The 26,197-nt window shown below is 52.1% G+C and carries 26 protein-coding genes; 23 read left to right on the top strand and 3 right to left on the bottom strand.

What is annotated here, in order from left to right; all coding sequences use genetic code 11:
• Positions 1-30 precede the first annotated feature (30 nt).
• From Pan54_RS24700 to Pan54_RS26005, 4 genes are all read left to right on the top strand, one after another.
• Positions 31-1,182, top strand: coding sequence for a dsDNA nuclease domain-containing protein (locus Pan54_RS24700; protein WP_146506099.1), 1,152 nt, complete (start codon positions 31-33; stop codon positions 1,180-1,182).
• Positions 1,179-1,727 (top strand): hypothetical protein, encoded by a 549-nt coding sequence (locus Pan54_RS24695; protein ID WP_146506098.1) that lies wholly within the window; start codon positions 1,179-1,181, stop codon positions 1,725-1,727. The genes Pan54_RS24700 and Pan54_RS24695 overlap by 4 nt, the downstream gene beginning before the upstream one ends.
• Positions 1,724-3,640 (top strand): hypothetical protein, encoded by a 1,917-nt coding sequence (locus Pan54_RS24690; RefSeq protein ID WP_146506097.1) that lies wholly within the window; start codon positions 1,724-1,726, stop codon positions 3,638-3,640. The genes Pan54_RS24695 and Pan54_RS24690 overlap by 4 nt, the downstream gene beginning before the upstream one ends.
• Positions 3,641-4,388: 748 nt before the next feature.
• The gene (locus tag Pan54_RS26005; RefSeq protein ID WP_165441968.1) at positions 4,389-4,529 is read left to right on the top strand and encodes a hypothetical protein; all 141 of its coding nucleotides are present in this window, start codon (positions 4,389-4,391) and stop codon (positions 4,527-4,529) included.
• Here the strand turns inward: Pan54_RS26005 and Pan54_RS24685 are convergent.
• A complete protein-coding gene (locus Pan54_RS24685; protein WP_146506096.1) occupies positions 4,526-5,962 on the bottom strand; it encodes a hypothetical protein in 1,437 nt (478 codons plus the stop codon). The genes Pan54_RS26005 and Pan54_RS24685 overlap by 4 nt on opposite strands.
• 290 nt (positions 5,963-6,252) lie before the next feature.
• On the opposite strand from Pan54_RS24685, the gene Pan54_RS24680 reads away from it, so the two are divergent.
• Both Pan54_RS24680 and Pan54_RS24675 read left to right on the top strand, forming a co-directional pair.
• The gene (locus Pan54_RS24680) at positions 6,253-8,706 is read left to right on the top strand and encodes a recombinase family protein (RefSeq protein ID WP_165441967.1); all 2,454 of its coding nucleotides are present in this window, start codon (positions 6,253-6,255) and stop codon (positions 8,704-8,706) included.
• 212 nt (positions 8,707-8,918) lie between these two features.
• On the top strand, positions 8,919-9,161 hold the full coding sequence (locus tag Pan54_RS24675; protein ID WP_146506094.1) for a hypothetical protein: 243 nt from the start codon (positions 8,919-8,921) through the stop codon (positions 9,159-9,161).
• Between the two features lie 21 nt (positions 9,162-9,182).
• On the opposite strand, the gene Pan54_RS24670 is transcribed toward Pan54_RS24675, so the two are convergent.
• The gene (locus Pan54_RS24670) at positions 9,183-9,404 is read right to left on the bottom strand and encodes a helix-turn-helix domain-containing protein (protein WP_146506093.1); all 222 of its coding nucleotides are present in this window, start codon (positions 9,402-9,404) and stop codon (positions 9,183-9,185) included.
• A gap of 122 nt (positions 9,405-9,526) precedes the next feature.
• Between Pan54_RS24670 and Pan54_RS24665 the strand changes: the two genes are divergently transcribed.
• The 9 genes from Pan54_RS24665 (at position 9,527) to Pan54_RS26630 (ending at position 14,837) form a co-directional block, all read left to right on the top strand.
• Positions 9,527-10,687, top strand: a complete 1,161-nt coding sequence (locus tag Pan54_RS24665) for a hypothetical protein (RefSeq protein ID WP_146506092.1) — start codon at positions 9,527-9,529, stop codon at positions 10,685-10,687.
• Between the two features lie 132 nt (positions 10,688-10,819).
• On the top strand, positions 10,820-11,293 hold the full coding sequence (locus Pan54_RS24660; protein WP_146506091.1) for a hypothetical protein: 474 nt from the start codon (positions 10,820-10,822) through the stop codon (positions 11,291-11,293).
• 124 nt (positions 11,294-11,417) lie between these two features.
• Positions 11,418-11,657, top strand: a complete 240-nt coding sequence (locus Pan54_RS24655; protein ID WP_242631421.1) for a hypothetical protein — start codon at positions 11,418-11,420, stop codon at positions 11,655-11,657.
• Between the two features lie 99 nt (positions 11,658-11,756).
• Positions 11,757-11,963 (top strand): hypothetical protein, encoded by a 207-nt coding sequence (locus tag Pan54_RS24650; RefSeq protein WP_146506089.1) that lies wholly within the window; start codon positions 11,757-11,759, stop codon positions 11,961-11,963.
• 179 nt (positions 11,964-12,142) lie between these two features.
• Entirely contained in the window at positions 12,143-12,367 is a 225-nt protein-coding gene (locus Pan54_RS24645) for a MoaD/ThiS family protein (RefSeq protein ID WP_146506088.1), read from the top strand.
• Between the two features lie 68 nt (positions 12,368-12,435).
• The gene (locus Pan54_RS24640; RefSeq protein ID WP_146506087.1) at positions 12,436-13,452 is read left to right on the top strand and encodes a hypothetical protein; all 1,017 of its coding nucleotides are present in this window, start codon (positions 12,436-12,438) and stop codon (positions 13,450-13,452) included.
• A complete protein-coding gene (locus tag Pan54_RS24635) occupies positions 13,424-14,035 on the top strand; it encodes a hypothetical protein (RefSeq protein ID WP_165441966.1) in 612 nt (203 codons plus the stop codon). Before Pan54_RS24640 ends, Pan54_RS24635 begins: the two co-directional genes overlap by 29 nt.
• Positions 14,028-14,696 carry a ThiF family adenylyltransferase gene (locus Pan54_RS24630; RefSeq protein ID WP_146506085.1) on the top strand — a complete coding sequence of 223 codons (669 nt, stop codon included), beginning with the start codon at positions 14,028-14,030 and terminating at the stop codon, positions 14,694-14,696. The genes Pan54_RS24635 and Pan54_RS24630 overlap by 8 nt, the downstream gene beginning before the upstream one ends.
• 15 nt (positions 14,697-14,711) lie before the next feature.
• Positions 14,712-14,837: a hypothetical protein gene (locus Pan54_RS26630; RefSeq protein ID WP_261343189.1), complete on the top strand. Its 126-nt coding sequence runs from the start codon at positions 14,712-14,714 to the stop codon at positions 14,835-14,837.
• Positions 14,838-15,082: 245 nt separating this feature from the next.
• Here Pan54_RS26630 and Pan54_RS24625 read toward each other — a convergent pair whose 3' ends face one another.
• Positions 15,083-15,292, bottom strand: a complete 210-nt coding sequence (locus Pan54_RS24625) for a hypothetical protein (RefSeq protein WP_146506084.1) — start codon at positions 15,290-15,292, stop codon at positions 15,083-15,085.
• 120 nt (positions 15,293-15,412) lie between these two features.
• Between Pan54_RS24625 and Pan54_RS24620 the strand changes: the two genes are divergently transcribed.
• The 8 genes from Pan54_RS24620 (at position 15,413) to Pan54_RS24585 (ending at position 26,053) form a co-directional block, all read left to right on the top strand.
• On the top strand, positions 15,413-16,996 hold the full coding sequence (locus Pan54_RS24620) for a hypothetical protein (protein WP_146506083.1): 1,584 nt from the start codon (positions 15,413-15,415) through the stop codon (positions 16,994-16,996).
• Positions 16,997-17,257: 261 nt separating this feature from the next.
• On the top strand, positions 17,258-17,644 hold the full coding sequence (locus Pan54_RS24615) for a hypothetical protein (protein WP_146506082.1): 387 nt from the start codon (positions 17,258-17,260) through the stop codon (positions 17,642-17,644).
• Positions 17,645-17,783: 139 nt separating this feature from the next.
• Positions 17,784-19,448, top strand: coding sequence for an efflux RND transporter periplasmic adaptor subunit (locus Pan54_RS24610; RefSeq protein ID WP_146506081.1), 1,665 nt, complete (start codon positions 17,784-17,786; stop codon positions 19,446-19,448).
• 27 nt (positions 19,449-19,475) lie between these two features.
• On the top strand, positions 19,476-22,706 hold the full coding sequence (locus Pan54_RS24605) for an efflux RND transporter permease subunit (protein WP_146506080.1): 3,231 nt from the start codon (positions 19,476-19,478) through the stop codon (positions 22,704-22,706).
• A gap of 28 nt (positions 22,707-22,734) precedes the next feature.
• Positions 22,735-23,100 (top strand): RND transporter, encoded by a 366-nt coding sequence (locus Pan54_RS24600; RefSeq protein ID WP_146506079.1) that lies wholly within the window; start codon positions 22,735-22,737, stop codon positions 23,098-23,100.
• A 2-nt stretch (positions 23,101-23,102) separates the two neighbouring features.
• Positions 23,103-23,729, top strand: coding sequence for a cation transporter (locus Pan54_RS24595; RefSeq protein WP_146506078.1), 627 nt, complete (start codon positions 23,103-23,105; stop codon positions 23,727-23,729).
• A gap of 331 nt (positions 23,730-24,060) precedes the next feature.
• Positions 24,061-24,468, top strand: a complete 408-nt coding sequence (locus Pan54_RS24590; protein ID WP_146506077.1) for a hypothetical protein — start codon at positions 24,061-24,063, stop codon at positions 24,466-24,468.
• Between the two features lie 67 nt (positions 24,469-24,535).
• Complete coding sequence (locus Pan54_RS24585) at positions 24,536-26,053, top strand: TolC family protein (protein ID WP_146506076.1); 1,518 nt, start codon at positions 24,536-24,538, stop codon at positions 26,051-26,053.
• Positions 26,054-26,197: the final 144 nt, after the last annotated feature.

The following is a 26,197-nucleotide window of genomic DNA, read 5'->3' as shown; positions in this document are numbered from 1 at the left end:
TAAAGCCCCACGACATAATACGGTGGGCATATGGCTGACGATTCTTCCTTCAATTCGATTCACGACCTAGCACCACTGGAACGTGGCGGAGTCGAGGCTCGTAAGGGGTTTGAGTTTCAGGATCATGTGGCTGTGTCTCTCTTAATTGAGATGCTCACTGGCAACGAGATTTCAGAGGTCTGGTGTGAGACACACGATGACCTAACCATGATTTGGAATGACGGAGTGGAGGATGCAGTTGAGTTTGTGCAAGTGAAGGCACTTGCAATCGGTCAACTGTGGTCTGTTGCAAAACTGACTGAGCGAGAACGCAAGAAGAAAAAGGCAATTTCAAGCTCCTCGATTCTCGAAAGGTCATTGGCAAACGACCGCTGTGACGAGACAACGACCTTTCGCCTTGTCACGACGCTTCCCCCAAACGAAGAACTGGCGTTCCTGCACCTCCGTTTTGATGCTCCAGATCGAAAGGACAAGAATCTCAGTGAGCTTGTTGCAGACCTGAAGAAACGATTAGATGACTACAAGTCTCTGAAGAAGAATGGTGTCGAATACTGGCTCAAACGGACAACGTGGGAGGTTCATCAATCCGAGTCGAGCTTGAGCGCAACGAATAAACTCGCCTTGCATCAGCACATCGTTTCTCTCGGCCACAATCTTTTCCCTGACGAGATAAACGAGATTTATCTGGCTCTTCTGAGCGAGGCTCGTCATGCGGCGACGGCAAATTGGGGCTCAAATCCAGATCAGAAGAAAATCAAGAAGTCATCGCTTGCGTCGTGGCTGCAAAAAGAAGTGGATGCCCGGCGTTCTCCTCCTGCCGTGGCGGGCAAACGCCTTGAGGACAAACTTGAGCATGCAGGTCTCGCCAAGGGCGACATCACGGCGTGTGTTGAGAGTCGCCATCAATATCTGGTTGAGCGGTACAAACCCAAGTATCTCAATGTATCTGAGATGCAGCGAGTGGAGAATGAGGTTTCGGCTACTCTACTTGCGCTCAGAGCCAACCTCGACGCTGGAGTGATTAACGATGACGGTGTGGCATTCCATGCCGAGTGTTTGAATCACATTGGCGTGCTTCAGTCGAGCTTTGGGAAAAGTCCCCCGCCAATCTCGTTGATGCAGGGCTGTATGTATAACATCGCCGACCGATGCGTTCATCGTTTTCGGAGGGCTTCGACATGAAGTCCATCCAAAACATAGACAACAATCCGATTGGTGTTCCTCTCACTGCCGACGAGTTACTTGAATTTCATGCAGCTCGGCTCTTGCTGCTCTTTCGTGTTTGTGGGACGGCTGGCCGAATCGATGGCTTGACCAAAATGGCGAAACTGGATTTTTTCGTGCGGTATCCAGAATTCTTTGACAAGGCTTGTAAGACACTCGGGCTTCCGGCAGAGTCAGCTACACAGTCAGTTGAATCAAGCATGATCCGATTTCATTACGGTCCTTGGGACGACCGGTACTATCACGTCCTCGCATATCTGGAGTCCCGAGAGCTTCTGAGCGTCACCAAAGACAAGAAGACGTTTAATTTGTCGCTAACTGCTAGAGGCGTTGAACTCGCCAAGACACTTGCAAGCGACGACTCTTTTCACGGGCTTGTCGAACAGATGAAGCGTGTGAAGAAAGCACTCGGAAGCAAGGCCGGTTCAACTTTGAAGAAACTGGTCTATCAAGTATTCGACAAAGAGGTAGCGGAACGACGAATGGGGGAGACCATCGAATGAACGAACGAACTCTCATCGTCAACGAAGTGACTCGAACTCCGTCAGCAGGACCGGAGGATCATCTCGATCTTTCGGAAGGAGTCAACGTATTGGTTGGAGCACCCAATACCGGAAAGTCCAAATGGCTCCAGATGATCGATTTTGTTCTTGGAAACGATGACGATGCCGCCAGCGTCTTCGGCGAAGATGTCGCTGAAAAGTACAACTCAATTGCGGCAAACTTGACGGTTGCTGGCGAAGAATGGGAGGTAGAACGACGCTGGAAGGACGGCACACCAAAGACAAGAGTGTTCCTGAACGGCGAATCCCTGAATTCAAAACAGTATTGGCATCGAATACTGGAGCAACTTCAGATTCCCATCCTGCACTACCCGCAAGGAAATCCCTACGGCCAACGCACTTGGCCCGAACTGGGATGGCGCAGCTTAATCCGGCACATGTACCGCCGCCAGATGTTTTGGAGCGACATTGCCGACCGCCAGCCGGAGAGCGAGCAGCACGCTTGCGTGCTGCAATTCGTGGGACTCGCCGAACACCTCTTCTCTGAGCAGTACGGCGATCTCGTAAAGAAGGAAAAACGGATAATCGAATTGAAGGCGCAGAAAGAACAGTTCATGTCGGTTCTGTCTGAGTTGTCAAAGGACATACTTTCTGCTGACGAAATTGGTGTCGGTGTCACTCCACAATCTCTCAACAGCGCAAAGCAACGAATCGAATCTCAGATCAATGAACTTACTCAAAAGCGAAACCAGATTCTAACGGCGCTGTCAGCCAAGGTGGCAACGGATTCAGTGAATGATGGTGACACCTCGCTGCAACTAAGCGAACTGTCGAAGGAGTCGGCAGTCCTTGAAAATCGGCTCGACGAACTCCGAGTCGCACGGGAAAGGGCTAACGCTCGCATGGATGAGGTGACGGAATACCGGACCTCAATTCAGCAGGAGGTAGAGCGATTACATCGGGCACAAAAGGCAGGGGCAACACTTGCCGACTTAAAGGTCACGCACTGCCCCGTTTGTGATCGTCCAGTAACAAACACGCATTCTGGTGATGATTGTTATCTCTGTCATCGACCTTTCGACACTTCGAACGCTACCGGGAGTCTTGAGCGGCTGAATATGGAGATTCAACAGGCTGAAGCCGTTTTGGCCGAATCCGAGGAAATGCTGGGCGTGCTAACTCAACAAATACAAGGGCTCGACTCAGAGATTAACACTTGCCAAGCCAGAAACTCTGAGATTCGTGGACTCCTGCGTCCGGTTCGAACCGCCGCTGCTGCAGTCCTTCCTCCAGAGATTGGCGTGTTGGACATGAAGGCCGGGCGGCTTCAGGAGCAGCTTGCTCAGGTAGAACGCATTGCCAACAGTCTCGCACACCGAGAAACGCTGACTGAGATGATCGAAAAAATCCAAAGCGAATCTGTCGAGCTTGAAAAGGAGGTCGCTGAACGAAATGCCAAGCTCGACTTTGAACGTGCGAGCGACGCAATCGAAGATGGGATGAACACGTACTTGAATGCGCTCACGCAGGCTAAGCCAAAGTCGTGGACACAGAATTCTGTTAGAGTTCGGATCGATGAAAAACGAACTCGCTTCTTGATTGGCGACCAGAAGAAGTGGAGTGCGCAACTTGGTGGGACGCTGACGCTGTATTTCCTCTTGTCGTATCAATACGCCTTGATGAATCTTCTATCTCATGCCGGGAATCACTTCCCCGGTTTTCTTGCCATTGATTTTCCCGCCGAATTACCTGATGGATCGTCGATTAAAGATGCCGAAAACTTCGTTATCGAACCATTTGTAAAACTGTTGGCGATGGACGATTTCCAGAAGGGGCAAGCTATTATTGCAGGAAATGCTTTTGAGGGACTCGAAGGTACAAATCGAATTGAATTTACGAAGGTTTGGACATAGGGCAGTGATCCAAAATGTATTTCTAGCACAAGAACAGCAGCCTGATTCGGGCTTATTCAGCGACGGTTTATAGATCTTTAAGAACTGCTGATCTTGTAATGAACGAAGTGATCGAAGCTGAGCAATACAGGATCATCTCAATTGTGATTTGGGATCAAGATTTGGTTGTCTTTCAGGGCTAGTAGTCCAGAAGTGCAGAAACTTGTTAGTTCGACCCTGACGGTCAATTGCATTCGGCCTCCAAATATCGAAGGCAACGGCAAGTCGCCGAATTCAACGGTACAATCAGCAACTCCGCGAAGCGTTAGAAAACGGCTGATACGACCTCGTGGTCTTCCAATTGCCAATGCTGTGGATCTCAAGGATTCGATTTGCCGACGGACAGTTCATCTCCCCCACTCCACTCGGCGTGGTTGTTGATACGACCTCGCCGAATACGAGCTTTTCCGAAACTACGCGGTTGCATTTCGCAAATTGCTAGCACGTATGAGCTTGCAGCAGACATCGAACGTCCGAAACTCCAGTCGCACGTCATTTCTTCTCTTCTGGCGCTAAACTGAGGCCCAAAACGGGGCATGTGTTTGTGATGGCTGTGTTTAGCATTTGTCAATGCAAACTCCGGCGTCTCAACCCGTCAAGCTGACGAAGAGTCTTTCGACAGCATCCAGAATTCTCACAGTTCGAGTGATTCCCGATCCATCGGTCGAGTCCTGGTAAACGCTTCCATTTCCCCATGTAAGGAGAACCTATGGCTAAAAATCCGTCCGAAAAACCAGCGACCAATAAAAGCGAGTTGTCATCCGCTGCCAAAGAGTTTGCCAAGTTGATTGCTCGCGTTCTGGCCCAGAAATGGCACCGACAGAACAAGCCGAAACCGCCCCAATGCTAATCGTCCCATCCGTGATTCTCTTCATCGTATAACGGTTTGCGATTGACCCGCCTATTACCATTTCCTTCAACTGGGTGAGTGTCATCATGCTCGTAGATTCGTAAATTTCGGCCCATTTTGAGACTTGCAAGGGAATACTGCTTCAACCGTCGATCGGCCTCCCGTCGATTGTTGACCATCTCGGAATAGTAGTTCAAGAGTTGGTGAATCACGCCAGCCTCATCAAAATCTTCTCCACGGAATTTCGCGAGAATGGAGGCTTTGAGAAATGGTAACCGTTCCCGGATGAGCACCAGCGGCAAACCACCAAATCCTTCCTGAGGTATGTAGACGCGGTCGAAGAGTTCCTGCTCCTGTTCGTTCAGTTCTTTTGGCAATGCATTTCGAAAGCACCGCATCTGGGCTCGGATACAATCGGCCAGATATTGGTAAGCTTTCCAGCCCAGCTCAAGCAAGGCGCAGCGAACCATCATTTTTGTGACCGGGCCGCAGGTATATACACGGCTGGCGATTAACTTGATGAACGAGTTCTTGGGACCGATGAGCCATTCATCAAATCCCTCCGTCGTTTTTTTGAGCCGTTTCTCGATCGCAGAGAGGATCTGCTCGGTAATCTCGCCTTTAATCTCATCCCATTCGTCGTCGACAGGTTCGACGTCAGGCGGACCGTCGTACAGAGCCGCACGAATCAACCCCTCTATTTTCTGCTTGCTATCGACTTCAAGAGGATTCTTCTTTGCGCCTGCGAAGAGTCCCAATTCGATCAATCGGGCTTCGGATGGTCGCTCGTAACTCATCTCCTCGGACAGCTCTCGTCCTACGTTTTTGAGAGATTCAATTCCCCACCGTTGTCCGTTTCCGCTGTCATCTTGACCAAGCGATTCGGGCAGGACATCTCTTTTGTCGAAGTCTTCGCGTCCCGATCTGGAAATCATCAGATCCTTGTGGCCTCCAAAACTCCGATTGTAGTGCTCAGTCATACCGTGCACTTTCCGGAACAACTCGAACATAGCCCGATAGCCGAAGCGAGATTCCGCATCCATGTTGCGGAGGTGCGTGAGAATTGCCAAGCCTCCGGCTGCACAATCGGCAATCAAGCCGTCTGGTCCGTTGAGCGGATAGAACCGCCGATTCCCGTCATGATCCGTCGCGCACAACATCCGTAACTGGAATCCTTCTGGAAGATCCGCTGCAATTTCGTCAGCCGGGATCAGCGTGTGAATCGACACATGGTCTGACGCTTCGGCCAACTGCTGGATCCACGGTAAGGATCTCTCTTCGAGTCCCAGGTGTTCGACACGAATTAACCCGTACCGGGCGATGACAGTGTTTCTCAAATTGGCTGCGACCATGGTCAGTCCCTCCTGTTGGTCTGCGTAGGCGATTTTTCCGGAATTCACCTTGCGAGGGGAGAGGCAATTTGTGCGTTTCAAGCCTCTCATTTTCAACACCTATCGAAAGAGGTGAAGCAATGGACAAGAAACACAGTGCTGCGTCACTCACAAGGTCCCGAAGTGGATCAACAATGATCCCATTGGGAAAACTTGGCTGCTGCCAGCTTTGTCACGCGACAAAGCGGCCAAACAGCTGCGGGTGCTCGAAGTCACCCTCTGCCTGCGGTCTTCAGAAAACGTGCGGTGCGGCTGCGGGCAGCGAGTCAACAAACAATCGCGAGCCTACGCGAATACCTGAGTCTCAAACTGCTCTTAAAGAAAGTTTCACCATGATGGAATGCACCGTCAATACCAATTCGCAAACTCACGGCCCACTGTTTTTCAAAGCTCCACATGGACGCTGCCAAGATAAGCCGGACACGCGTTGTCTCGGCGCGATTGCCTGGATGCTGCAGACGTTGGATCGTTGGCTGGAACCTGTCATAAAACCTGTTCGCCGTCGCGACCCGTTATCCGTGCTGATCGCTGTCGCGATGTGTGCCTACGTTCTGTTATTCGCTTGTTGTATTGCATACGAGTCACCAGGCTCAGATCAGCCGCAGGATTGTAGCTCGGCGCTCGCCGCCGCTGCCCCGATCTCAGCACGGCGTCGGAAACAGGCACGTCGCGAACAAGAAATTGAAGACTTGCCGGACGTGGCGGCCAGCTATTCCCGTTATAGCTCCAACATGCAAAGTGATAACAGCATCGAACAGCAGCAGCGGAAATGTCATGACTCCGCGGCAACGTGCGGGCACGTCATCTGTCCACAGTTGGAGTTTGCCGATCGAGCTGTCTCGGGGACTAAGAGGGAACGGACAGATTTGAATCGCATGCTGGACGCGGCGAGTCAACGACAATTTACAACACTCTACCTGTACAGTCTGAGTCGACTGGCTCGGGAATCGGTCATTACCTTGTCGATGTTGAAGAAACTGGTCCATTCCTATGGGATTCGTGTGATCTGCGTCGCCGAATCAATCGACACGGACAAGAAAGGGTGGGAGTTGATTGCGTCGATCTATGCCGCCATCCACGAGCAGTACATCAAAGAGTTGGGCGCTGGCGTCTTTCGGGGACATGAGCAAAATCTTCTTAACGAGTATTCGACAGGTGATTGGTGTTTTGGCTTTGGCTCAAAGGACGTTCCCGGCACAGAAGCCAGCCGTCGCGGACGTCATGCCAAACCTCGCAAAACTTACGTCATCAATGACGACCATGCGGAATGGGTCTTGCAAATCTTCTATTGGTTTGTGGATGAAGATCGCACAATCGGCTGGATCGTTCGAGAATTGAATCGACTGAAGGCTCCTAAGGACCATCGTTCAACCACACCGGAATGGCATCATCAGCTCGTTGTCAACTTGCTTGAAAATGAAAAATATATTGGGATCTGGCCCTGGGGAGAAAACCAGAATCACCGCGATCCTGAAACAGGGAAGGTTCAGCAGAAGCGCCGACCTGCCGAAGAATGCGAGCAGTACACGCGAGAATTTCCGCATTTGCGGATCATTGACGACCCGACGTTCGAGAGGGCACAGCAAAAGCTCAGTGAAAATGCAGAAAAATGGGAGAAGCACCGTAACGACGAAGGGCAGATTCAGGGATCGTCATCCGAGTGCAACGGTCGTGCGAAACCTCGGCTGTTGGCCGGGCTTCTGAAGTGTGCCCAATGTGGTCGGCCCTTCCATTCAACAGGCAAGAAGGTTTATTGTCCAGGTGGGAAACGCGGAACCTGCGAGGTTGTGACATCGGCATCACTGGAGTTGGTTGAATCGAAGGTTTTGGAGGCCATCGGGAGCGTGCTTGAGGGAGAAGACGACTGGTTCAATCTGGTTTACATGGAATTGCTGGCGTTTCACGATGACTTTCAAAAACGCGTTCCCGATGCCATTCTTGCCAAACAGCGTGAACTGAACGACCTCGACGGACGTATTGATCGCCTGCTCGATCAGGTCGAGTTGGGGCATGCTCCCAGCGATCTCAATCGCCGGTTGGAGCAGCGCAGAACTGAACGTCAAGACGTTGCAAAGGAACTTGACGACCTAAAATCCGAAGCTAATAGTCACCGTTCTCTACCGTCAAGAGATTGGTTGCGAGAGCAACTGGCATCGTTGAGCGAGAGCCTAAATAGTGAGGCTCCTGTTGCCAATTCGGCTTTGAAGAAATTGATGCCTAGCGGAATTTCGATGGAGTTAAATGGTGAACCGCGGCGTCGCAGCACATTCTTCCGTGGCCATTGCTCGATTCACATCAATGGCGTGTGCGAGACGCTTGGGGCTGGCTTCTGCTCCGAGGAAGACGCTGGCGATGCCTTTCCCATCAGCATTGACTTCAAAGACCATGACGAACTCAATCATCAGCATGAAATGGCTCTGAAGATGTACAACGAGGGGCGTCCTGAGTTTGAGATTGCCGAAGAACTGGGTGTCAGCCGCAGTCGTGTCACGGCCATCCTGAAACAGGGATTTGAGGACCGCGGTGAGGTGAAGCCCGATGGCCGCAGCCGCCGCGCGACGCTGGAGCGGAAGCACAAAAAACGACCGCTTTATCAAAAGATCGCCGATGAAGTGATGGAGATGTTCGACGCTGGTGCACTACTTGGCGAGATTGCCAAACATATCGGGATCGATCGCAATACAGTGACCAGTGCCGTCAAGTATTGGCATGAAAAACATGGTCTGCCGGCCCCGGATGGTCGTACCCGGCGGAAGGCACTCGACACCAAGTCCAGCCGGTCGTAATAGGCCCCGGATTAAGTTCTCGAACTAAACTGAAGCTCGAATTGCGGCAGGTGAATAGGGAAGAGTTGCTTAGCATTTTCCACTCATGTGAACCTGCTGTGTTTTTGCTCTTACCCCCAAAAAGAAAGGAGCCTCTTATCGACCAAACACCCGTTCTAAATAACAATGAATTGATGCTCATCCGCGCGGCGTTGCGTTTCTGGCGGGATGAGATGCCAACGAATGACCTCAGTCTAGCGGCGAGCTACTTCGCCCAGGAAGAAAGGTCGTCGCTGCCGGAGAGTGTCGATGTCGCTCAACTTCTCGGACAGTTGGGACAATGTCGGATTTGCTATGTGATCTGCGATTCTGATCACAAGATAATCCTGCACGGCAAACTGTATGAATCCATGGACGAGGCCAAGCAGAATTGTGCGGATCATCTCGCCATCGCTACGGCTATCGTGCCAGCGTAATTTCAATTGATGGTGACACACTCAAACGCCGTCTGTTAGCTCCGCAATGCTGACCCCCAGCGTGCCGGCAATCCGCTCGATATTTCGCAAGGCGACGTTCCGTTCTCCCCGTTCAATTCCTCCCATATAAGTGCGATCGAGTTCGCAGGCGTGGGCAAAGCTTTCCTGCGAATAGCCCTGCTCAGTCCGCAATTCTCGGACTCGCTTGCCGAATCGCACCAAAATGTCTGCTCGTTTTGCCATGCAGGCATTGAACAGTTGACAACGCCTATGAGGCTACGGACTATGAGTATCTATTGCCGTCTGCATGAGTCGTTTTTTCACTGTGTACACATTTCCCGAACAATCCGCCAAAAGGAGACACCATGCATGTCAAATTGCTGTTTTTCATGATTTTTGTGGCTGCCTGCACATCGACGGGATGTGTTCCGGCCCATGACCCCGTTTGGACCGCTGATTCCCAGAGTGTTATTGTCAGTAAATCCGATGGCGCCGTGATTCAATTTGATCTCAAAACGAAGGCAACGCGGCAGTTGCTGAGTCCTGCAAGCTACCGCCCCAGTCGTATTGCGATCAGCCCCGACGGCAAACAGGCTACCATCGCTGTCGCCGAACAGGGACAGCCGAGTTATCGGGTTGCCGTGCAGTTCGTCCGCATCTCGGATGGTCGATCGTTATCGGTCGAGGCTCAGGTCTGGGGAGAGGCCAATGCTGCACGCAACGTTGTGCCGACATCCGCGTATTGGTGCCCGAGTGGAAAACGAATCCTCATTTGCTTTGCGGATCTCAATGAAATTGTACGGTCAGTTGTCTACGAGCCTGAGTCCAAGCAATTCCACGAATGGAATGCAACACCGCCTGCGGTAATGCTCTGCTCGACTTTGAATCTCTCGCCCATTTTGCCGGATGGGTCTGGCTATTTTGGGATGAAGCCGACTGATAACGGTTATCAATTTCATCTGGTTCAATGGGATGGTTGGGAACACGTTCTCACACCGCACAATATTGACCTCCCCGCTGCTGAATTACTCAGCCCACCAGACCCGCAAGCTGCCAAGCCTGGCTCGATCCACCTCGGACAGGCCAAATGGGATGAACGGAAGCTGGTGATTCCAATGAATGATCGAACGATTGTCGCGGATTTCGCGGCCCGAAAGCTAACAACACGTCCCCAGGCACAATCGGAACAGACGGCGTATCGTCAAGCAAAAGTCCGTGCTGCCAAGGAAGCGGAAGGAGTGAGCACTCAGTTGGTCACATTCTCCAAAGGGGGGCTGTCGATTGTGGTCCATACAGATGCCCCGAAGGGAACTCAACGAGTTGAGTTGATCGATTCAAAAACGAAGGGGCGTCGGCTGCTACTGTCTGGGATTTCCCCGATTGGTCTGAATCTACGTGCGATGACACTCTCTCCAGATGGACTCCATGTATTCGTGGCGATCAAGCAGGATGGGACACCTTGGGGATACTTCTTCAAATACGACGGTTCCGTCGTTGGAAAAATCAAACTCGGTAAGTCGAGATAGGACCTGTGTCTTGATGTGATTCCACACTCAAAGCGGACTGCAGTGCGTGTTGACAACTGAGAGTCCAATGACGAAGCGAAGTTTAGTGAAGAATGATCAACAGGCAGACAATTCTAAAAGGAGGCTCAACCTATGTCAGAGAAAGAAAGAGCCTGGTATCAGGATGGGTTCGTGGTCCTCATCGTAGTGGTGATCATTGGATATCTCGCGATGGCTGCGTTCGTCCGTTACGCCGAGTATCAGGAACAGCAAAAACCGGTTGCGATTCCAATGCTGAGTGGCCGAATCGACTACCCTTTCCTGAGCAATCCGGTGTGGAAAGTCTCGGCGTGGCACCAGTGCCCTGCCATTTTGCGGAATGGGACACTGACCGTAACCGTCGAAAGTGACCTACTGGCGAATGGAGACGCGCGACAGTACGAAGTTTACAGCTTTGAATCGTGGTCACCCAACGAAGATCACGCCGTTGAGTTTGAGTTCCCTCTGCATACGTTCGATCCAAAGCAGGACATCCCGATTTCGGTGACTCTTAGCGCCAAGAATGCCAAGTCGTTTGTCTATCGTGATGCATGGCTCGGTAAAACCTGGAAATCGAACCAGAACTAGCTGAGTACTGACAACGGAACTTTCTCAAGGCCCGCGATGCGGGCTTTTTTCATGCGCTGACCAAAACAACAGAAAGGAGCCCGACATTCCTGAAGCATCGAACTCATTTCCACTTGGCCAAATCGTGGCCACACCGAATGCACTCGGCACGATCTCACATGCCGACATCCAAACAGCGTTGACACGCCATCATTCCGGTGATTGGGGAGATTGCTGCGCCGATGATCGGCAGGCCAACGACGACGCTTTGATTCAGGGAGGCCGTTTGTTCTCGGTCTATCACTCAGAAAACGAAAGCAAATTCTGGATCATCACCGAAGCGGATCGCTCGGCGACGACCGTGCTATTGCCGGAGGACTACTAATTACCACGCTTTAACAATTTCAACTTGTTCAATTTCAGCCTCGGCTGCATTCACGTGCAGTCGAGGCTTTTTCTTTGGCACTCTCAAGGAGAACCACAAATGCATCAATCTGAATTAAACCGTGCTGTCGCTCATGCGACTGGTGAAACGGTATCCACCATTAAACGACTTGGCTTCCTGATCGCTGAGACAGACGAGCGAATCGATCCCGATGATGAATACCACGGCCCCTACATTATCGATTGGGATGAACTGGAAGCTTCCCGTCAGACTCGGAACAACATCAATGAACCGATCGCCGCATAGAGTTCTGTCATATCACCGCTTTGCACAACCAGATGATCGTCGCGCGATTCGCTGGCGTGTTCGTGGTGGCCAGCAGCGGGGCCGACGCGAGCGGCGAGTTTCCACGAAACGACGTCACAGACGAATGCTGAAGCACAAACGACATTTCCACTCACTCAAATCTATCGCAAGGACATCCCATGAAAGTACTCGTGATCAATAACCACGGCGGCGGATTCGCCGACTATCTCGAAGTGGCAGACGGAACCACAGTTGCCAAACTGTTCGAGGAACAAACGGGTGGCAAGGATCCCGAAAATTACTTGATTCGTGTCAATCGACAGCCTTGTCCACAAGATCAAGTGCTACAGGATGGGGACAGAATTTCATTCACTCCCACCAAAATCGAAGGAGCGATCGCCTGATACCATCATCCACAACCGTCGAGCCTTCGCCTGGCGGTTGTTTCATCTTCTCATGGAAAACAATGCCTATGAATCAAGACGATCGACGACTCATCAAGTTTGCTTGCAAGATTCACGACCGATTAAAGGCACGGGCTGGTCCGGTTGAAGAAAGATCACTTCCTGTTGACAGCTGGAACCAAGTCATGCGTTTCCATCGGATGATTCATAAAGCTCGCAAACGACATTGGTTTTTCGCTGCAGAGCGTCTCCGGAGAGGTATCGCAACTTCGATTGAAAGGCTTCAGCACGATTTGATCATTGCCAAGTCTTCCGATGAAAATACTGAGAGACCAGTTGCATTGGCCTCGGAAATCTTTGCGGACTTGATTTCGCTGTCTGACGAGTTTGAGGAGGTCTCGATTGACCGGCAGCACGGAACAATCTCCGTGACGACCGCATCGATTGAGTTGGATGGAGTCTATCTCGGTCCCTTCGAAATTGTGCTGGAATGGTCGATATACCAGTCTGATAACTCACTTCGATACCGGGTAGTGGCCCTCGATCCACATCCAGCATCGACCAATGACGCCGTGACACATCCGCACGTTCAAGACGAAACCGTTTGTGAAGGGGATGGACGGCATGCGATTCGGATCGCATTGGAACAAGGTCGGATCTTGGACTTGTTTCTGATCGTTTCCAATCTGTTGCAAACCTACAACGACGAGAGCCCCTATGTGCCGCTGGCTGGTTGGCCTGGCATCCCATGCAATGATTGCGATGCCACCATGCTCGAAGACGAATGGTGGAGCTGCGAGAAATGCGATTCGCGTATTTGCGAACACTGCTACGTCCAGTGCTCTGAGTGCGATGCATCTTTCTGCTGCGACTGCACCAACTGCTGTGAAACCTGTGGAGACCGCTACTGTGGATCTTGCATCACCGTTTGTACGGCGTGTCTCAATCACACTTGCCAACATTGCCTCGATGAACTTGAAAGGTGCCCCGACTGTTATGAGGAAGAGAACAAAACGACAAACGAACCAGATTCCGAAACTTTGCTTCACGCCAACAGTGTGGGCGAAGCTCCTGTTCCTGCGTGATTACGGCGAGAGCGAAGTCGGTGGATTCGGGATTTCGGCTGACGACGACTATTTGCTGATTGAAGATATCCAACTCATCAAGCAGTCTTGTTCACCGACCTTCGTCTCATTTGATGATGTCGCAGTGGCCGACTTCTTCGATCAACAAGTGGATACAGGTCGAAGTCCTGATCAGTTTGCCCGTATCTGGGTGCATACGCATCCCGGCGATTGCCCGGAACCGAGTCCAACTGATGAACGTACTTTCGAGCGTGTTTTTGGCAACTGCGATTGGGCGGTGATGTTCATTCTCGCAAGAGGCGGCCGAGCGTACGCCCGCTTACGTTTCAATCACGGCCCGACCTGCGACATCGAGATTTCGGTGGAGATCGATTACTCGAAATCGTTTGCCGCCAGCGATTACGGATTGTGGAGCAATGAATACGTAGCGAACATTTCGGCTCGGAAGGTATCGCCGTCTTTTCAAAGATCCAATGAAGACCTCATCGATTCCTCTAACGCAGATGACGGTTACGACGACTGGGACAGTGTCTGGTCGGAGTATCTCGATCCTTGTGAACAGAAGGAGATGCTCTATGACTGATTTTCCGTCAACTTCCGTGAGTCGGTTCGTTCGCCAGCAGGAAATCATTCCTCGCGATCGACTCTCCCAACTTTCGGTAACGATCATTGGCGTGGGAGCCATCGGACGCCAGGTTGCATTACAACTCGCCGCGATCGGATCGCCTCGTATTCAATTGGTTGATTTTGATCACGTTGATACAACCAATGTCACAACGCAGGGATACCTGGCTGAAGACATTGGTCAGCCGAAAGTCGTCGCAACCGAAGACGCAATTCACCGACTCGATTCTTCCATCGAAGTCAATTCTCTTGAAGATCGCTATCGGCCCAAGCAAAATGTCGGAGACGCCGTATTCTGTTGTGTGGATTCGATCTCGGCACGTTCTGCCATCTGGCGCACCGTCAAACATCAATGCCAATTCTGGTGCGACGGCCGCATGCTCGGCGAGACACTCCGTGCCTTGGTGGCTGCCGATGAGGTTTCCCGCGAGCATTACAACTCGACCCTGTTCCCGCAATCCGATGCTCAAACCGGAAGCTGCACATCTCGCAGCACGATCTACGCGGCCAGCATTGCCGCAGGTTTGATGGTCCACCAATTCACGCGCTGGCTACGCGACTATCCAGTCGACTTCGATACATCGCTCAACCTGTTGGCCGGAGAATGGCACGTCCAGTGAATGAAAGGAGAATCTATGAATGACCTTGTCGGCATCGCCGTACTCGCGGGAATCTGCTGGTACTGTTTCCGTCATGGCAAATCACTCGGCTGCCGCAAAGGCTTCCAAGCGGGTCGACGACGCAGAAAACGACGACTATAAAATAAGATCACAATTTGAGGTTAGCGGGGCCGCCAATTGGCGGCCCCGCTCGTTTTCTTTTTTTTAGCTATCAATGGAAGACGTGCAATCTTTGCTCTCGGATTTTTGATGCCCAAGTGGCTGCAGGAGGCTTTGCTTCTTCAGTGGCCAGCTTTATGCCTCCCGAGCTCTTGACGACTACTGTCCAAGTGAACCGAAATTGAGTAATCTCATTCTCAAACAGAAGATTTTTTGGTACTTTCGATCTAACGTTTGACAATCAGAAGTCTCAGAAAATGTTCAGCCCCCAAAGTCAGTCGATAGTCGACAAGTTGATCGCAAGCCAGCCTATCGCGTCTGGAACGATCACTATTCCCGAACTGAACGACGATGGTATACGACTGCTGAAGCAAATCCTTGAAAATCAATCCGAACTTGGCGGGTTGAATGGAGATAGCCGAATCTGATCGATTCATCTTTGAAATGCACCGTGGAACTGCACAACAATTGTTCGATTTGATTCCACAACCGAAAGATTCACCGTTTAATAGATGAGAGTTCGTTGACGAGGTTGACTCGTATTGGAGGAGCAATCCTTGAATTTCACAGCCAGGCAAAATGTACTTTTCGACCGCATCGAGTCGCTTATTGAGCGTGCTGCCTGGTTTCCTCATCCGATTGTGGAGATCTGGGGAGGTGGAAGTCTTTTTCGCCTCGAACCATCTCCCAAAGATGCCGACTGCGTCTTTAGGTTCGACGGAGTTCACCCACTTTGGGAGTGGTTCTTACCAATTGCAAAGTCTGATTTCGCTGACTCAATTCTTGAAGAGGCCCGTCGGAACGGATTGGACGACTTGGCTGAAATTGATCGCCAGACTATCGTTTGGTGGTGCGAGTCGTTTCATCAAGCCGGTCTGCGTCAATATTCGTTCATGGATTCCAGCCTTCAACTTCCGATCTATTTGACGAAACGCCTTATCAAGAAAAACTATCCCTCAATTTCCGTTGTTGAGTTAACACCCCGGTCAGATCCGACCGCATGGCGAATGACACTCACGAAGGTTTGGAGCAAGGGGACGACGTTCGACCGATCTGCGTTAGTTGACTCTGCAAAAGCTCTTGAAGAATCTGACAGAAGCAATCTGCTTCAACAGCTTGCTGAGTTCCGCAAGGCAAACAGGCTGCTACGAGAGTGTATTCAAAGTTGGGATCAAGAGAAGTTTCAATTAGCAAGCGACTATGCTGGCAAGACTTTACCGGACAAATTAGCTGCCGTCCGCCCAAGCAAGAGCACAAAACCAACTTCGGACATTCGTAAAATGGTTAAGCGACAAGCACGACTTTTTGAAGCCCTCGACGCAGCAGCCTCGGTGCGATCAAATGATCCAGCAGTCATCGCACTTGAAGCACTCACGAGTCAACAGAAGGTCAAACGCTGGGGACCAAATCTGGTTGATGAGGGCATTTTGTCTGAACGCCATTTGGGATTAGCCAGGCATAATTTGAGAAGGAAACATCACACGCGGGCATATTTGCATTCTCGTTTAATCACAGACTTACATGACAACGGGTGTCTGGTCCAACGTGAAGGTGAGCATCTTTGGTTTTTCACGGACGACCTTAAAGGGCTCGTTGTTGGTTATGAATATAGAGGGTGGTTTGCTGCATTTTCACATGGTGTTTTTCTTGCATCGATCAATGACGATCGTGAGTTCTTTGACTGGCCGGTTTATCGGAACCCGATTCGTTCCATGGATGAGCTTTGGCCTTTGGTCGAGGCTTTTCGTAGTGGTGAGCAAATCGAAAACAGTTCCCGATGTCCTGAATTAGCATGTCCGTTTTGCGGTGAGCGAGTAGTCACACGAGATCGGCCATTCGACTTGGAGAACAGAAAATGTTCTCATCTTGTCGACATCCAAGTTCTCTCAAACGATGCTGGTATGGGGTTCGGCGATCTACTTGATTATCCGAAGCGAGACGAACTGATCGAGATCAACAACAATTTCGCCAAAGGGTGTCGAGTCTCCGAGCAGGATTGGCAGATTACGGCTCTTTTTGTAAGTTCTCCCGAATACGAACCCCCAGATTTGAGTCACCTTGTCGATCCAGTCGAGGGCGCTCCAAGCCCCGAGTACATTGCTGCTTGTGATGCTTATCTCGATAAGCTTCGAGCGTCGTAGATCTGAAATGCGTCAAGCAATCGCTGTTAATTTCAAAAAAGCCTGAGGGGCAGCCAGTTGCTTCAGCCGAGGAAGCATATAACACTTCGGTAAGGGGGACAATTCAGCAAAGGTCTCAGAGTCTCACGAATTTTTTTCAAGATTCTGTGAGGTCGTAAAATGAGTGAGACTGGGAATCAATATTGACCTGTAGCATAAATCGACTTATCATATCTACTATCGAAACACGTAAACTTCTTGCGAAAACACCGTTGCAATCCAATGTTCACCCAACTTATCCACCTCCTGATGTGCATAACCGTGCTGGTTTGTCCGGCGATGGGTGGTGCGTGTTGTGGGTTTGCGGGTAGTTCGGCTGCTACCATTGAAGAGTGCGAGAGTCATTGCTGTTGCGATACGGAGCATGAAGAATCTCCAGTGGCTCCCGGTTGCCCGGAGCCTTGCCAAGATTGCTTCTGTGCAGGTGCTTTGCCGCCGGGGTTTGGTGCTTCAGTGGAATTGGCTGGGGCTGTTGACGTCTTAGGTGTCGCTCCCATCTCGGACCTGGTTGCAGCAACCAGCACACAGCGTCTCGAATTTGCTTTGCGAGACGAATCGCCGCCGCATGGGCGTGCATTACTAACGTCTTACTGCCGGTTTCTGCTGTAAGACACTCTTTCACCGTTTCTCCGGCTGCGCGTCAATGTGACTTTTTGTTGCTTCGTGCTGCGCGTCAGGAGAATGGTCCCGTCGTTTGCTTGTAAATGAGCATCGTCTGAGTGTCTTACTATTTTGCAGAAGCAGTGCTATGTCAGAAGTCCTCACTTCGCCGAAGATCCCGGCAGAATCTCTGCCATCAAAACCGTCCGTTAAATCGCAGACAGTTCCTAAAGAGAACCATGCCCAAACCGGCAAGCGTCCTCAGCAGTCGCGTTTGTGGCGAGTCGCTGCCTCCGTGATGTCGTGGATACCATCGGTGGTTGTTGTCGCCGGGTTGGGTGGGCTGGCGTGGTATGGTCATCACAACGATTGGAAGCTGCCGAGCTTGGCGGCAACGGCATCACCGGAAGCCAATGCTCCGGCGTGGTGCGACAGTCATGGTGTGCCGGAAGAAGAGTGCATCAACTGTGTGCCGGGACTGATCGAAGACCCACCAAAGCTGACATTCTGCGACGTCCATGGCATTCACGGTTGTGTGCTGCATGATCCTTCGCTGGCGGAAACGAAGTCGCCTGTCGAAGTCGTTGCCAGTGATCTGGAGCGAGCGGAGCGTGCGTTGGCCGTTCGACCTCGGCGAGAGAACCTCTCGCTCAGCCAGTTACCCGGTTCGCGAATTCAGTTTGCTTCCGTCGATGCCATGCAGAGTGCTGGTGTTGACGTTGAACCTGTGCAGCGGCAACCAGTCGTTGAAAGTGTCGCGACCGCTGGCGAGATTCGCTACGACGCGACGAAGACCGCTCAGGTTTCACCGCCTGCTGATGGCATCGTCAAGCAGGTCCTGGTGAATGTCGGTGATTGGGTTCAAGCGGGGCAGGTCTTGGCAATCGTTGACTCCGAGAAAGTCGGGCGGCTCAAGTCGGAACTTTTGTCCGCTCTATCGGACGAGCGTCTCAAGCAGGATACCGTTCGTCGCATAGAACCGCTTGCGAACCGAAACGTGATTCCTGGGAAGCGTTTACTGGAAAGCCAGACCGAGCTCCAGCAGGCCACGTCGCTGGTGGAGAAGACTGTACGTTCCCTCGACAATCTTGGTTTGTCCGTTGACCTGGAACAACTGCGTTCAATGCAATCCAACGAGGCCAGGGCAGCCGTTCGTAAGCTGGGTACGGAAAAAATCGAAGAGCGAGGCGGAAGTGACAACCTGATTGCGGTGGTTGCTCCTTTGACTGGCCGCGTTGTCGATCGCGAAACGGTGGTCGGCGAAGTCGTCGACCGTGGATCGCAGATGTTTCGGCTCTCGGATACACGGACTGTGTGGCTGGACCTCCGCGTTCCGGCGGAAGAGGCATCGCTGGCCGAAATTGGACAGGAGGTTCGTTATCTGCCAGACGGGCAAACTGCTGAGCATCGCGGCAAGGTCATTTGGATCAGCTCTGATGTTGATCGGGAAACGCGTACCGTCCGGGTCCGTGCCGAATTAGCCAACTCGGATGGTGAACTTCGCAATGAATCTTTCGGGACAGGGGAGATTATTCTTCGTGACGAAAGCGATGCGATCGTGGTTCCGGAGTCGTCCGTTCAATGGGATGGCGAAAACACGCTGGTGTTTGTTCGCGATGCCCGTTTTTTTGAGAAAGATCGACCGAAGTTCTTTGTTGCTCGGTCGGTTCGCGTGGGGGTCACACAGGACGGATTTACGGAAATCATCGCGGGCGTGTTGCCGGGTGAAGTCGTGGCCAGCAGCGGCAGTGATGTCCTGCGGGCCCAGTTGCTGAAAAACAACCTGGGTGCGGGCTGCACCTGTGGTCACTGAGCCTGCTGAAAAGGACCTGTCAAAACGATGCTCACACGCTTGATTGAACTCTCGTTGCACCATCGCTTCGCCGTATTGCTCGGCGTGGTGGTCCTGATTGCCGGGGGTGGCTACGCGCTCAGCCAGTTGGATGTCGATGCTTTTCCCGATACGACGCCCATCATGGTCCAAGTCAACACGACTGCACCGGCTTTGTCTCCGGAAGAAATCGAACGGCAGATCACGTATCCAATCGAACAATCTCTCAGTGGTCTTCCCTCACTCGAAAACATTCGTTCGGTCTCGAAGTATGGCTTCTCGCAGGTCGTCGTGACGTTCGAGGACGGGACAGATATTTACTTCGCTCGTCAGGTCGTCGGCGAGCGACTGGCGACAGTTGAACTCCCCAGAGGTGTGGGCCGACCAAAGATGGGACCGGTTGCCACGGGTCTCGGAGAAGTCTTTCACTACGTGTTGACCTATCCCGGCGTGGACTTCAACAAGCTTCCGGACGCAGAACGAACACGGATGTTGACGGAACTTCGCACGACGCACGACTGGGTTGTCAAACCGCAGTTGCGAACGGTTGCCGGGACCGCAGAAATCAACAGTTGGGGTGGCTATGAAAAACAGTTTCAGGTTCGCATTGATCCGACCGGGTTAGTTTCGCGCGATCTCACCTTCAGCGAAGTCGTCGACGCTCTGCAGGAAAACAATCGCAACGTTGGCGGCGGCAATGTTGATCGTATGGGCGAAATGCTGCTGGTTCAGGGGCTCGGACGGACGACTGACATTCCGCAAATTGAGAACATCGTGATCAAAGCGATCGATGGTGTGCCGGTACGAATTCGCGATGTTGCGAGTGTGGAAATTGGTCATGAAATACGACGTGGTGCGGTCACGGCAGATGGCAACGGCGAAGCGGTAATGGGGCTCGGCTTCATGCTGATGGGTGAGAACACGCATCAATATACGGATGCCCTGAAGCGGAAGGTCAAAGAAATTGAAGCCAATCTGCCTCCGGGGATGACGCTGGTCACAATGTACGACCGCACAGAACTTGTCGACTCTGTCATCGATACCGTTCGCAAGAATCTGTTTGAAGGGGGACTACTCGTCATCGCCGTACTGTTTGTCTTCCTCGGCAATTTGCGAGCTGGATTGATTGTCGCACTGGCAATTCCACTTTCGATGTTGTTCGCGTTCAGCGGTATGTGGCGATTCGCTATTTCGGCCAGTCTACTGAGTCTGGGCGCCATCGACTTCGGACTCGTCGTTGATAGCTCGGTCGTGATGGTCGAGAACTGCGTACGGCATTTGTCGCAGGCCAATCCGCTGAATCGAAGTCGACTGGAACGTATTCGCGACGCGGCGGTAGAAGTCCGCGGTCCAACGATGTTCGGCGAACTGATCATCATGATCGTTTATCTGCCGATCCTCACGCTGGAAGGCATTGAGGGCAAGATGTTCCGTCCGATGGCACTCACCGTCATCTTTGCGTTGGCCGGGTCGATGCTGCTTTCGATGACCCTGATGCCGGTATTGGCCAGCTTGTTTCTACCGAAAAAGATGAGCCATCGCGAGCCGCTGCTGGTTCGGATACTCAAGCGGCTTTATCGCCCCGTGCTGCACTTCACGATGCACCAGAAGATCGCGATCATCGGTTTCGCATTGGCTGTTCTGGTAGTCGCCTTCGGGATGATTGCTCCCAATCTCGGCACAGAGTTTATGCCTCAGCTTTCGGAAGGTTCTGTGGCGATCAACGTGGTTCGTTTGGCTGGAACTCAGCTTGATGAATCGATGCGGTTCAACACGCAGATGGAAAAGGCTCTGATTGAAGAATTTCCGGATGAGGTCGCTCATGTGTGGAGTCGCATCGGTTCGGCTGAAATTGCTACGGACCCGATGGGGCTGGAACTGACCGATGTTTTCATCACGCTCAAGCCCCGAAAGGAATGGCAGAAAGCAACTACGCAAGCTGAACTGACGGCGTTGTTCGAGAGGAAATTGCGAACGCTGCCCGGCCAACGACTGGCCTATACACAGCCGATCAAACTGCGAATGGATGAACTGGGGACCGGCAGTCGCAGCGATATCGCCATTAAGCTTTACGGTGACGATCTGGAGACGCTCGCTGCCAAAGCAACCGAGATCGAACGTGTGCTGTTGGACGTGCCCGGCTCGGCTGATGTGGGAGCGACGCAGTTGACCGGCCAGCCGATGCTGCAAGTCAAGATAAAACAGGACGAAATCGCCCGTTACGGTGTGCCTGCTTCCAGCGTGTTGGATTTGGTAGAGGCTGTGGGCAATCGTCCGGTTGGCGATGTCTTTCAGGGGCAGCTTCGTTTTCCACTGACGGTGAGACTTCCCGACGAGTATCGAAATGATCCCGAAAAGATCGCCTCCATTCCTGTGACCACTCCGCGGGGAGAACAGATTCCGCTGGGGCGATTGGCAGAAGTGAACTTCACCGATGGTCCCTCTCAAATTTCCCGGGAATGGGGACAGCGACGAGTGACCGTGTCGGTCAACGTTCGCGGTCGTGATGTTGGCAGTTTTGTTGCGGAAGCAGAACAAAAGATCGCCGATCAGGTCATTTTGCCTTCGGCCAGATACTACATCGAATTTGGCGGACAGTTTGAGCACATGATTCAAGCCAGGCAGCGGCTGATGATCGTGGTGCCGGTGGCACTCGTCCTCATCTTCACACTGCTGTATGTGACTTACGGAAACGCAATCGATACCGTGCGCGTTTTCACCGGTATCCCGTTTGCCTGGACAGGCGGTGTGATCGCTCTGTGGTTGCGGGACATGCCGTTTTCAATTTCAGCAGCGGTTGGCTTTGTGGCATTATCCGGCGTTGCGGTGCTGGATGACATGCTGCTGGTCTCCACGATTCGACAGCTACGACAGCGCGGTTATGACCTGGAAGCCGCTGTCGAACAGGCCGCATTGATCCGACTTCGTCCCGTATTGATGACAACGCTCGTGGCGGCGCTCGGCTTTGTTCCGATGGCCTTCAGTACTGGCATGGGTGCCGAAGTGCAGCGACCCCTCGCAACCGTCGTCATTGGTGGCGTCATTAGTGCGATGGTGATGTCGCTGCTGGTCCTGCGTGTGCTGTACATGATTTTTCAAAGTCCATTAGGTTCTGCGGATGAAATCGCTCACGACGACGAGACCCCGCAGAAGCTCAATGGCGAACAAATTGAGAGTGAGATGTTCAGCGAGAGTTCCACTCAAAGGCAACTGGATCGTTCCGGTACCGACGCTCGCTGAGGAAAGTTGATTGCAAGGAGAATCTGCAATGCGTTTGATTTATGGAATGATGTTTGTGGCGATGCTCGGATTCACAACGGTCGGCATGACCGGCTGTAGTTCCAATACCGATACGGTGGGTACCGAAGAACACGAGGACCACGATCACGAAAGCGAAGAACACGCCTCGCACGATCACAGTGGTTGGTGGTGCGTTGAACATGGTGTCCCTGAAAAGGAATGTGCGTTGTGTATGACGTCCCTGGTCGCCGACTTCAAAGCGAAAGGCGACTGGTGCGAAGAACACAGCCGACCTGAATCGCAGTGCTTTGAATGTCACCCGGAGAACTTCGAGAAATTCGCGGCGCGCTACGAAGCGAAGTTCGGTGAACAACCACCGAAACCGACGGAGTAGTGATGACCGACGACTGTGGATGCGAATTTGACGCGGTGAATGATCAGCAACGATCGACCCTGCGCATCGTGTTGGCGATCAACGCGACGATGTTTATTGCAGAAGTGATTGCGGGGTTACTTGCCGGTTCGACCGGGTTGCTTGCCGACTCGCTCGACATGCTGGCCGATGCCAGCGTCTACGCGATCAGTTTGTACGCCATCGGCAGGGGATCAGGCATCCGTCTCAAAGCCGCGACCGCAAGTGGCGTGCTACAAATTGTACTCGGCTTTGGGATCCTGATCGAAGCCGCTCGCCGTTTCTTCGGAGACGGTGAGCCAATCGGTTTTGCGATGATGGTAGTCGGCGGGGTGGCCCTCGTCGCGAATGCGATCTGCTTGAAGATGATCTCCAAACACAAAAGAGGTGACGTCAATTTTCGCGCCTCGTACATCTTCTCGGCGAACGATGTCATCGCAAACATCGGTGTCATCATCTCGGGAGCATTGGTCTTGTGGACAGGGTCACAAGTTCCCGACTTAGTCACCGGTATTCTCATTGCTACGGTCGTTCTTAAGGGCGGCATCAGGATACTCGCCGAGACAAAGCAGGAATCTGGTCATCAGGAAACGGATGAAAAAAGAGGATAAAACGTAGAGCGAAAAGAGGGTGGCGGCAAGACTTAGATGGCATGTGCAACCGCTCCACAGCTTGCGAAGAAAGGGTTACGGGTGCTGAGGGCTGTGCGCAAAGTGTTTGTTGTGGGCGTTTCTTTATGACAGCCGTATTGTTTGATTAGCGAAACGACAAAAGGCACTTTATGCCGATTTTACCGCTTGCACCGGCACTTCAATCAGAACAGGCGTTACGTGCGTTTCAAGTCGATAAACCTAAAGGACCATTGCGGTCAAGAAATGTAGGTTTTCCAAACCAACCCGCACAATCAGCATCAATCACGACTTTCACCACAAGGATGTCCCGGTGTCACTCTGTTCTGTCACAACTTTGTTTTTGGCTGCCTTAATGACTGTTCAATCAGTCGTTCCGTGCTGTGCCATCAACATGACGCCGACAAACAGCGACAGCGCATTCGATGTGAATTCTCAGGTCGCACAAGCTTGCTCCTGCTGCCAGCATCCGTTGCCGCAGCAGGAATCTATCCCCTCTGACGACGGTCATTCACCTGATGGCAAGTGCCTGTTTTGCAGTGGATTCGTATTTCATTCCGTCGCAGACAATTCTACGGAGTTTGTCAAGAAAGGTTTTGCGGGCTACGCATCGCATAACGTTTCTCCCGAGCACAAGCTGACTTCTGATCTCTTTCCAGTCCTGCAACCTCAGGTTCCCACGCAGCAATTTCTGAATCTCGGTATGCGTCTGTTGATCTAGTCATCTTTCGTGACAGGAAGAATAGACTTGCTCAGAATGATACAAAACCGCTCTCAGAAAGATTGCCATGTGTTTCCTTAATCAGAATGTCGTGCTCGCATTATCCACGGTGTTGCTTCTGAACGCTGGCTGTTCAGTGTCGCGGTATCATGCTGCCAGTACTAATTCCGCAGTGCCAGGTGATTCCCTGTCTTACAATACTCAGACGCCTAATGAGATCTCGGAACCTAAACAACGCGATGCGTCACCACCGTTACAAACGGTCGCGTATCAGAATGAGGAAGCAGCCGAATTGGATGAGGTTTCTCAGGAAGATTCCGTTCAGTTGGCCATCCCCATTGAAGCTGAGGAAATCGTTTCCAGTGAAGTGGGATTGACGCTTGAAGAGATTGAACAGTTGGCATTGGCAAACAATCCGGCGATTCAACAGGCCCGTGCTGCCTCCGCTCGCGCCGGTGGGATCCGGACTCAGGTGGGACTCAAGCCAAACCCGACCATCGGCTATTTCGGTGAAGAGATCGGCAACGAGGGAGCAGGTGGATTGCACGGTGCCTTCGTATCACAAACCTTCGTGCGAGGCGACAAACTCGCGTGGAATCGGCAGGTCATCGGACACGATATCAACGCGATGAATTGGCAGATCGAAACGCAGCGGCAACGCGTACGGACGGACATTCGACTGGCGTTCTATGATGCGTTGGCCGCACAGAAGCGACTTGAACTCGCTCGCGATTTTCGTAGCGTTGCCAGGGAAGGCGTGACGATCTCTGAGGAGCGGATTGATGCCCTGGTCGGCACACGACCGGACGTGTTGCAGTCAGAGATTCAGCTCAACGAAGTCGATCTTTCGATTCAACAGGCTGAGTTCGAGCTAGCTGCGGCTCTGAATGAGTTGGCTGCATTAGCGGGTGTTTCCGACCTTGGAACAACACGATTGGTTGGTGAACTGAATGCAGCGTTCGATTCGCGTAATGCGGAAGCTGAGCTTGCAAAAATAATGGCGAGGAGTCCACAGTTATCTGCCGCTCAAGCACGTGTCGACCGAGCAAGGACAAATCTTCGACGGCAGAAAGTTCAACCTGTCCCGAACGTCACAGCGCAATTTGGGGTTGGACGAGACGACGCAACTGGTGACGCATTTGCCAACGTGCAAGTCGGTTTGCCGATACCGGTCTACAATAAGAATCAAGGCAACATTCGAGCTGCCTATGCGGAATACTGCGCGGCGACACAGAACGTTAAACGGATTCAACAACGCATCCAGCGAGAACTTGCTCTGGTCATGAAAGAGTACAACATCGCACAAGCGACGGTGCGACAATACGAAGCACTGATTCTTCCGAAGGCTGAGGAAACACTGAAACTCATGCAGGAAGCTCGCGACGCCGGAGAGTTTGACTTCCTGCGAGTGCTGACGACTCGCCGGGCTTACTTCGATGCCAATCTCAATTATGTTGCCGCGATGGCCCGACTCGCTCAAGCGAACGCCAAAATCGACGGGCTGTTGCTGACTGGCGGCTTGTCGAATGTCGTCACCTATGATGTTGGCGACGACTTGCGAGGACAAGCTCTGAGTGGTCAATAGGAACGAGTTGTCTTGAAAACGAGAGTGTCGAATGGACGACACTTTCAATTGAAATGAAAACTTTACAGTTTGGATGACGTCCTCAGCCAGCAATTTTCTCTCCCAAAAGTAGTGTCAATCAAATAATTGCCATTCTCCACGTAA

It is taken from the genome of Rubinisphaera italica, assembly GCF_007859715.1.
Taxonomy (GTDB): domain Bacteria; phylum Planctomycetota; class Planctomycetia; order Planctomycetales; family Planctomycetaceae; genus Rubinisphaera; species Rubinisphaera italica.
The sequence above is the reverse complement of the archived record's forward strand: the minus strand, read 5'-3'. Positions and strand labels throughout refer to the sequence as shown.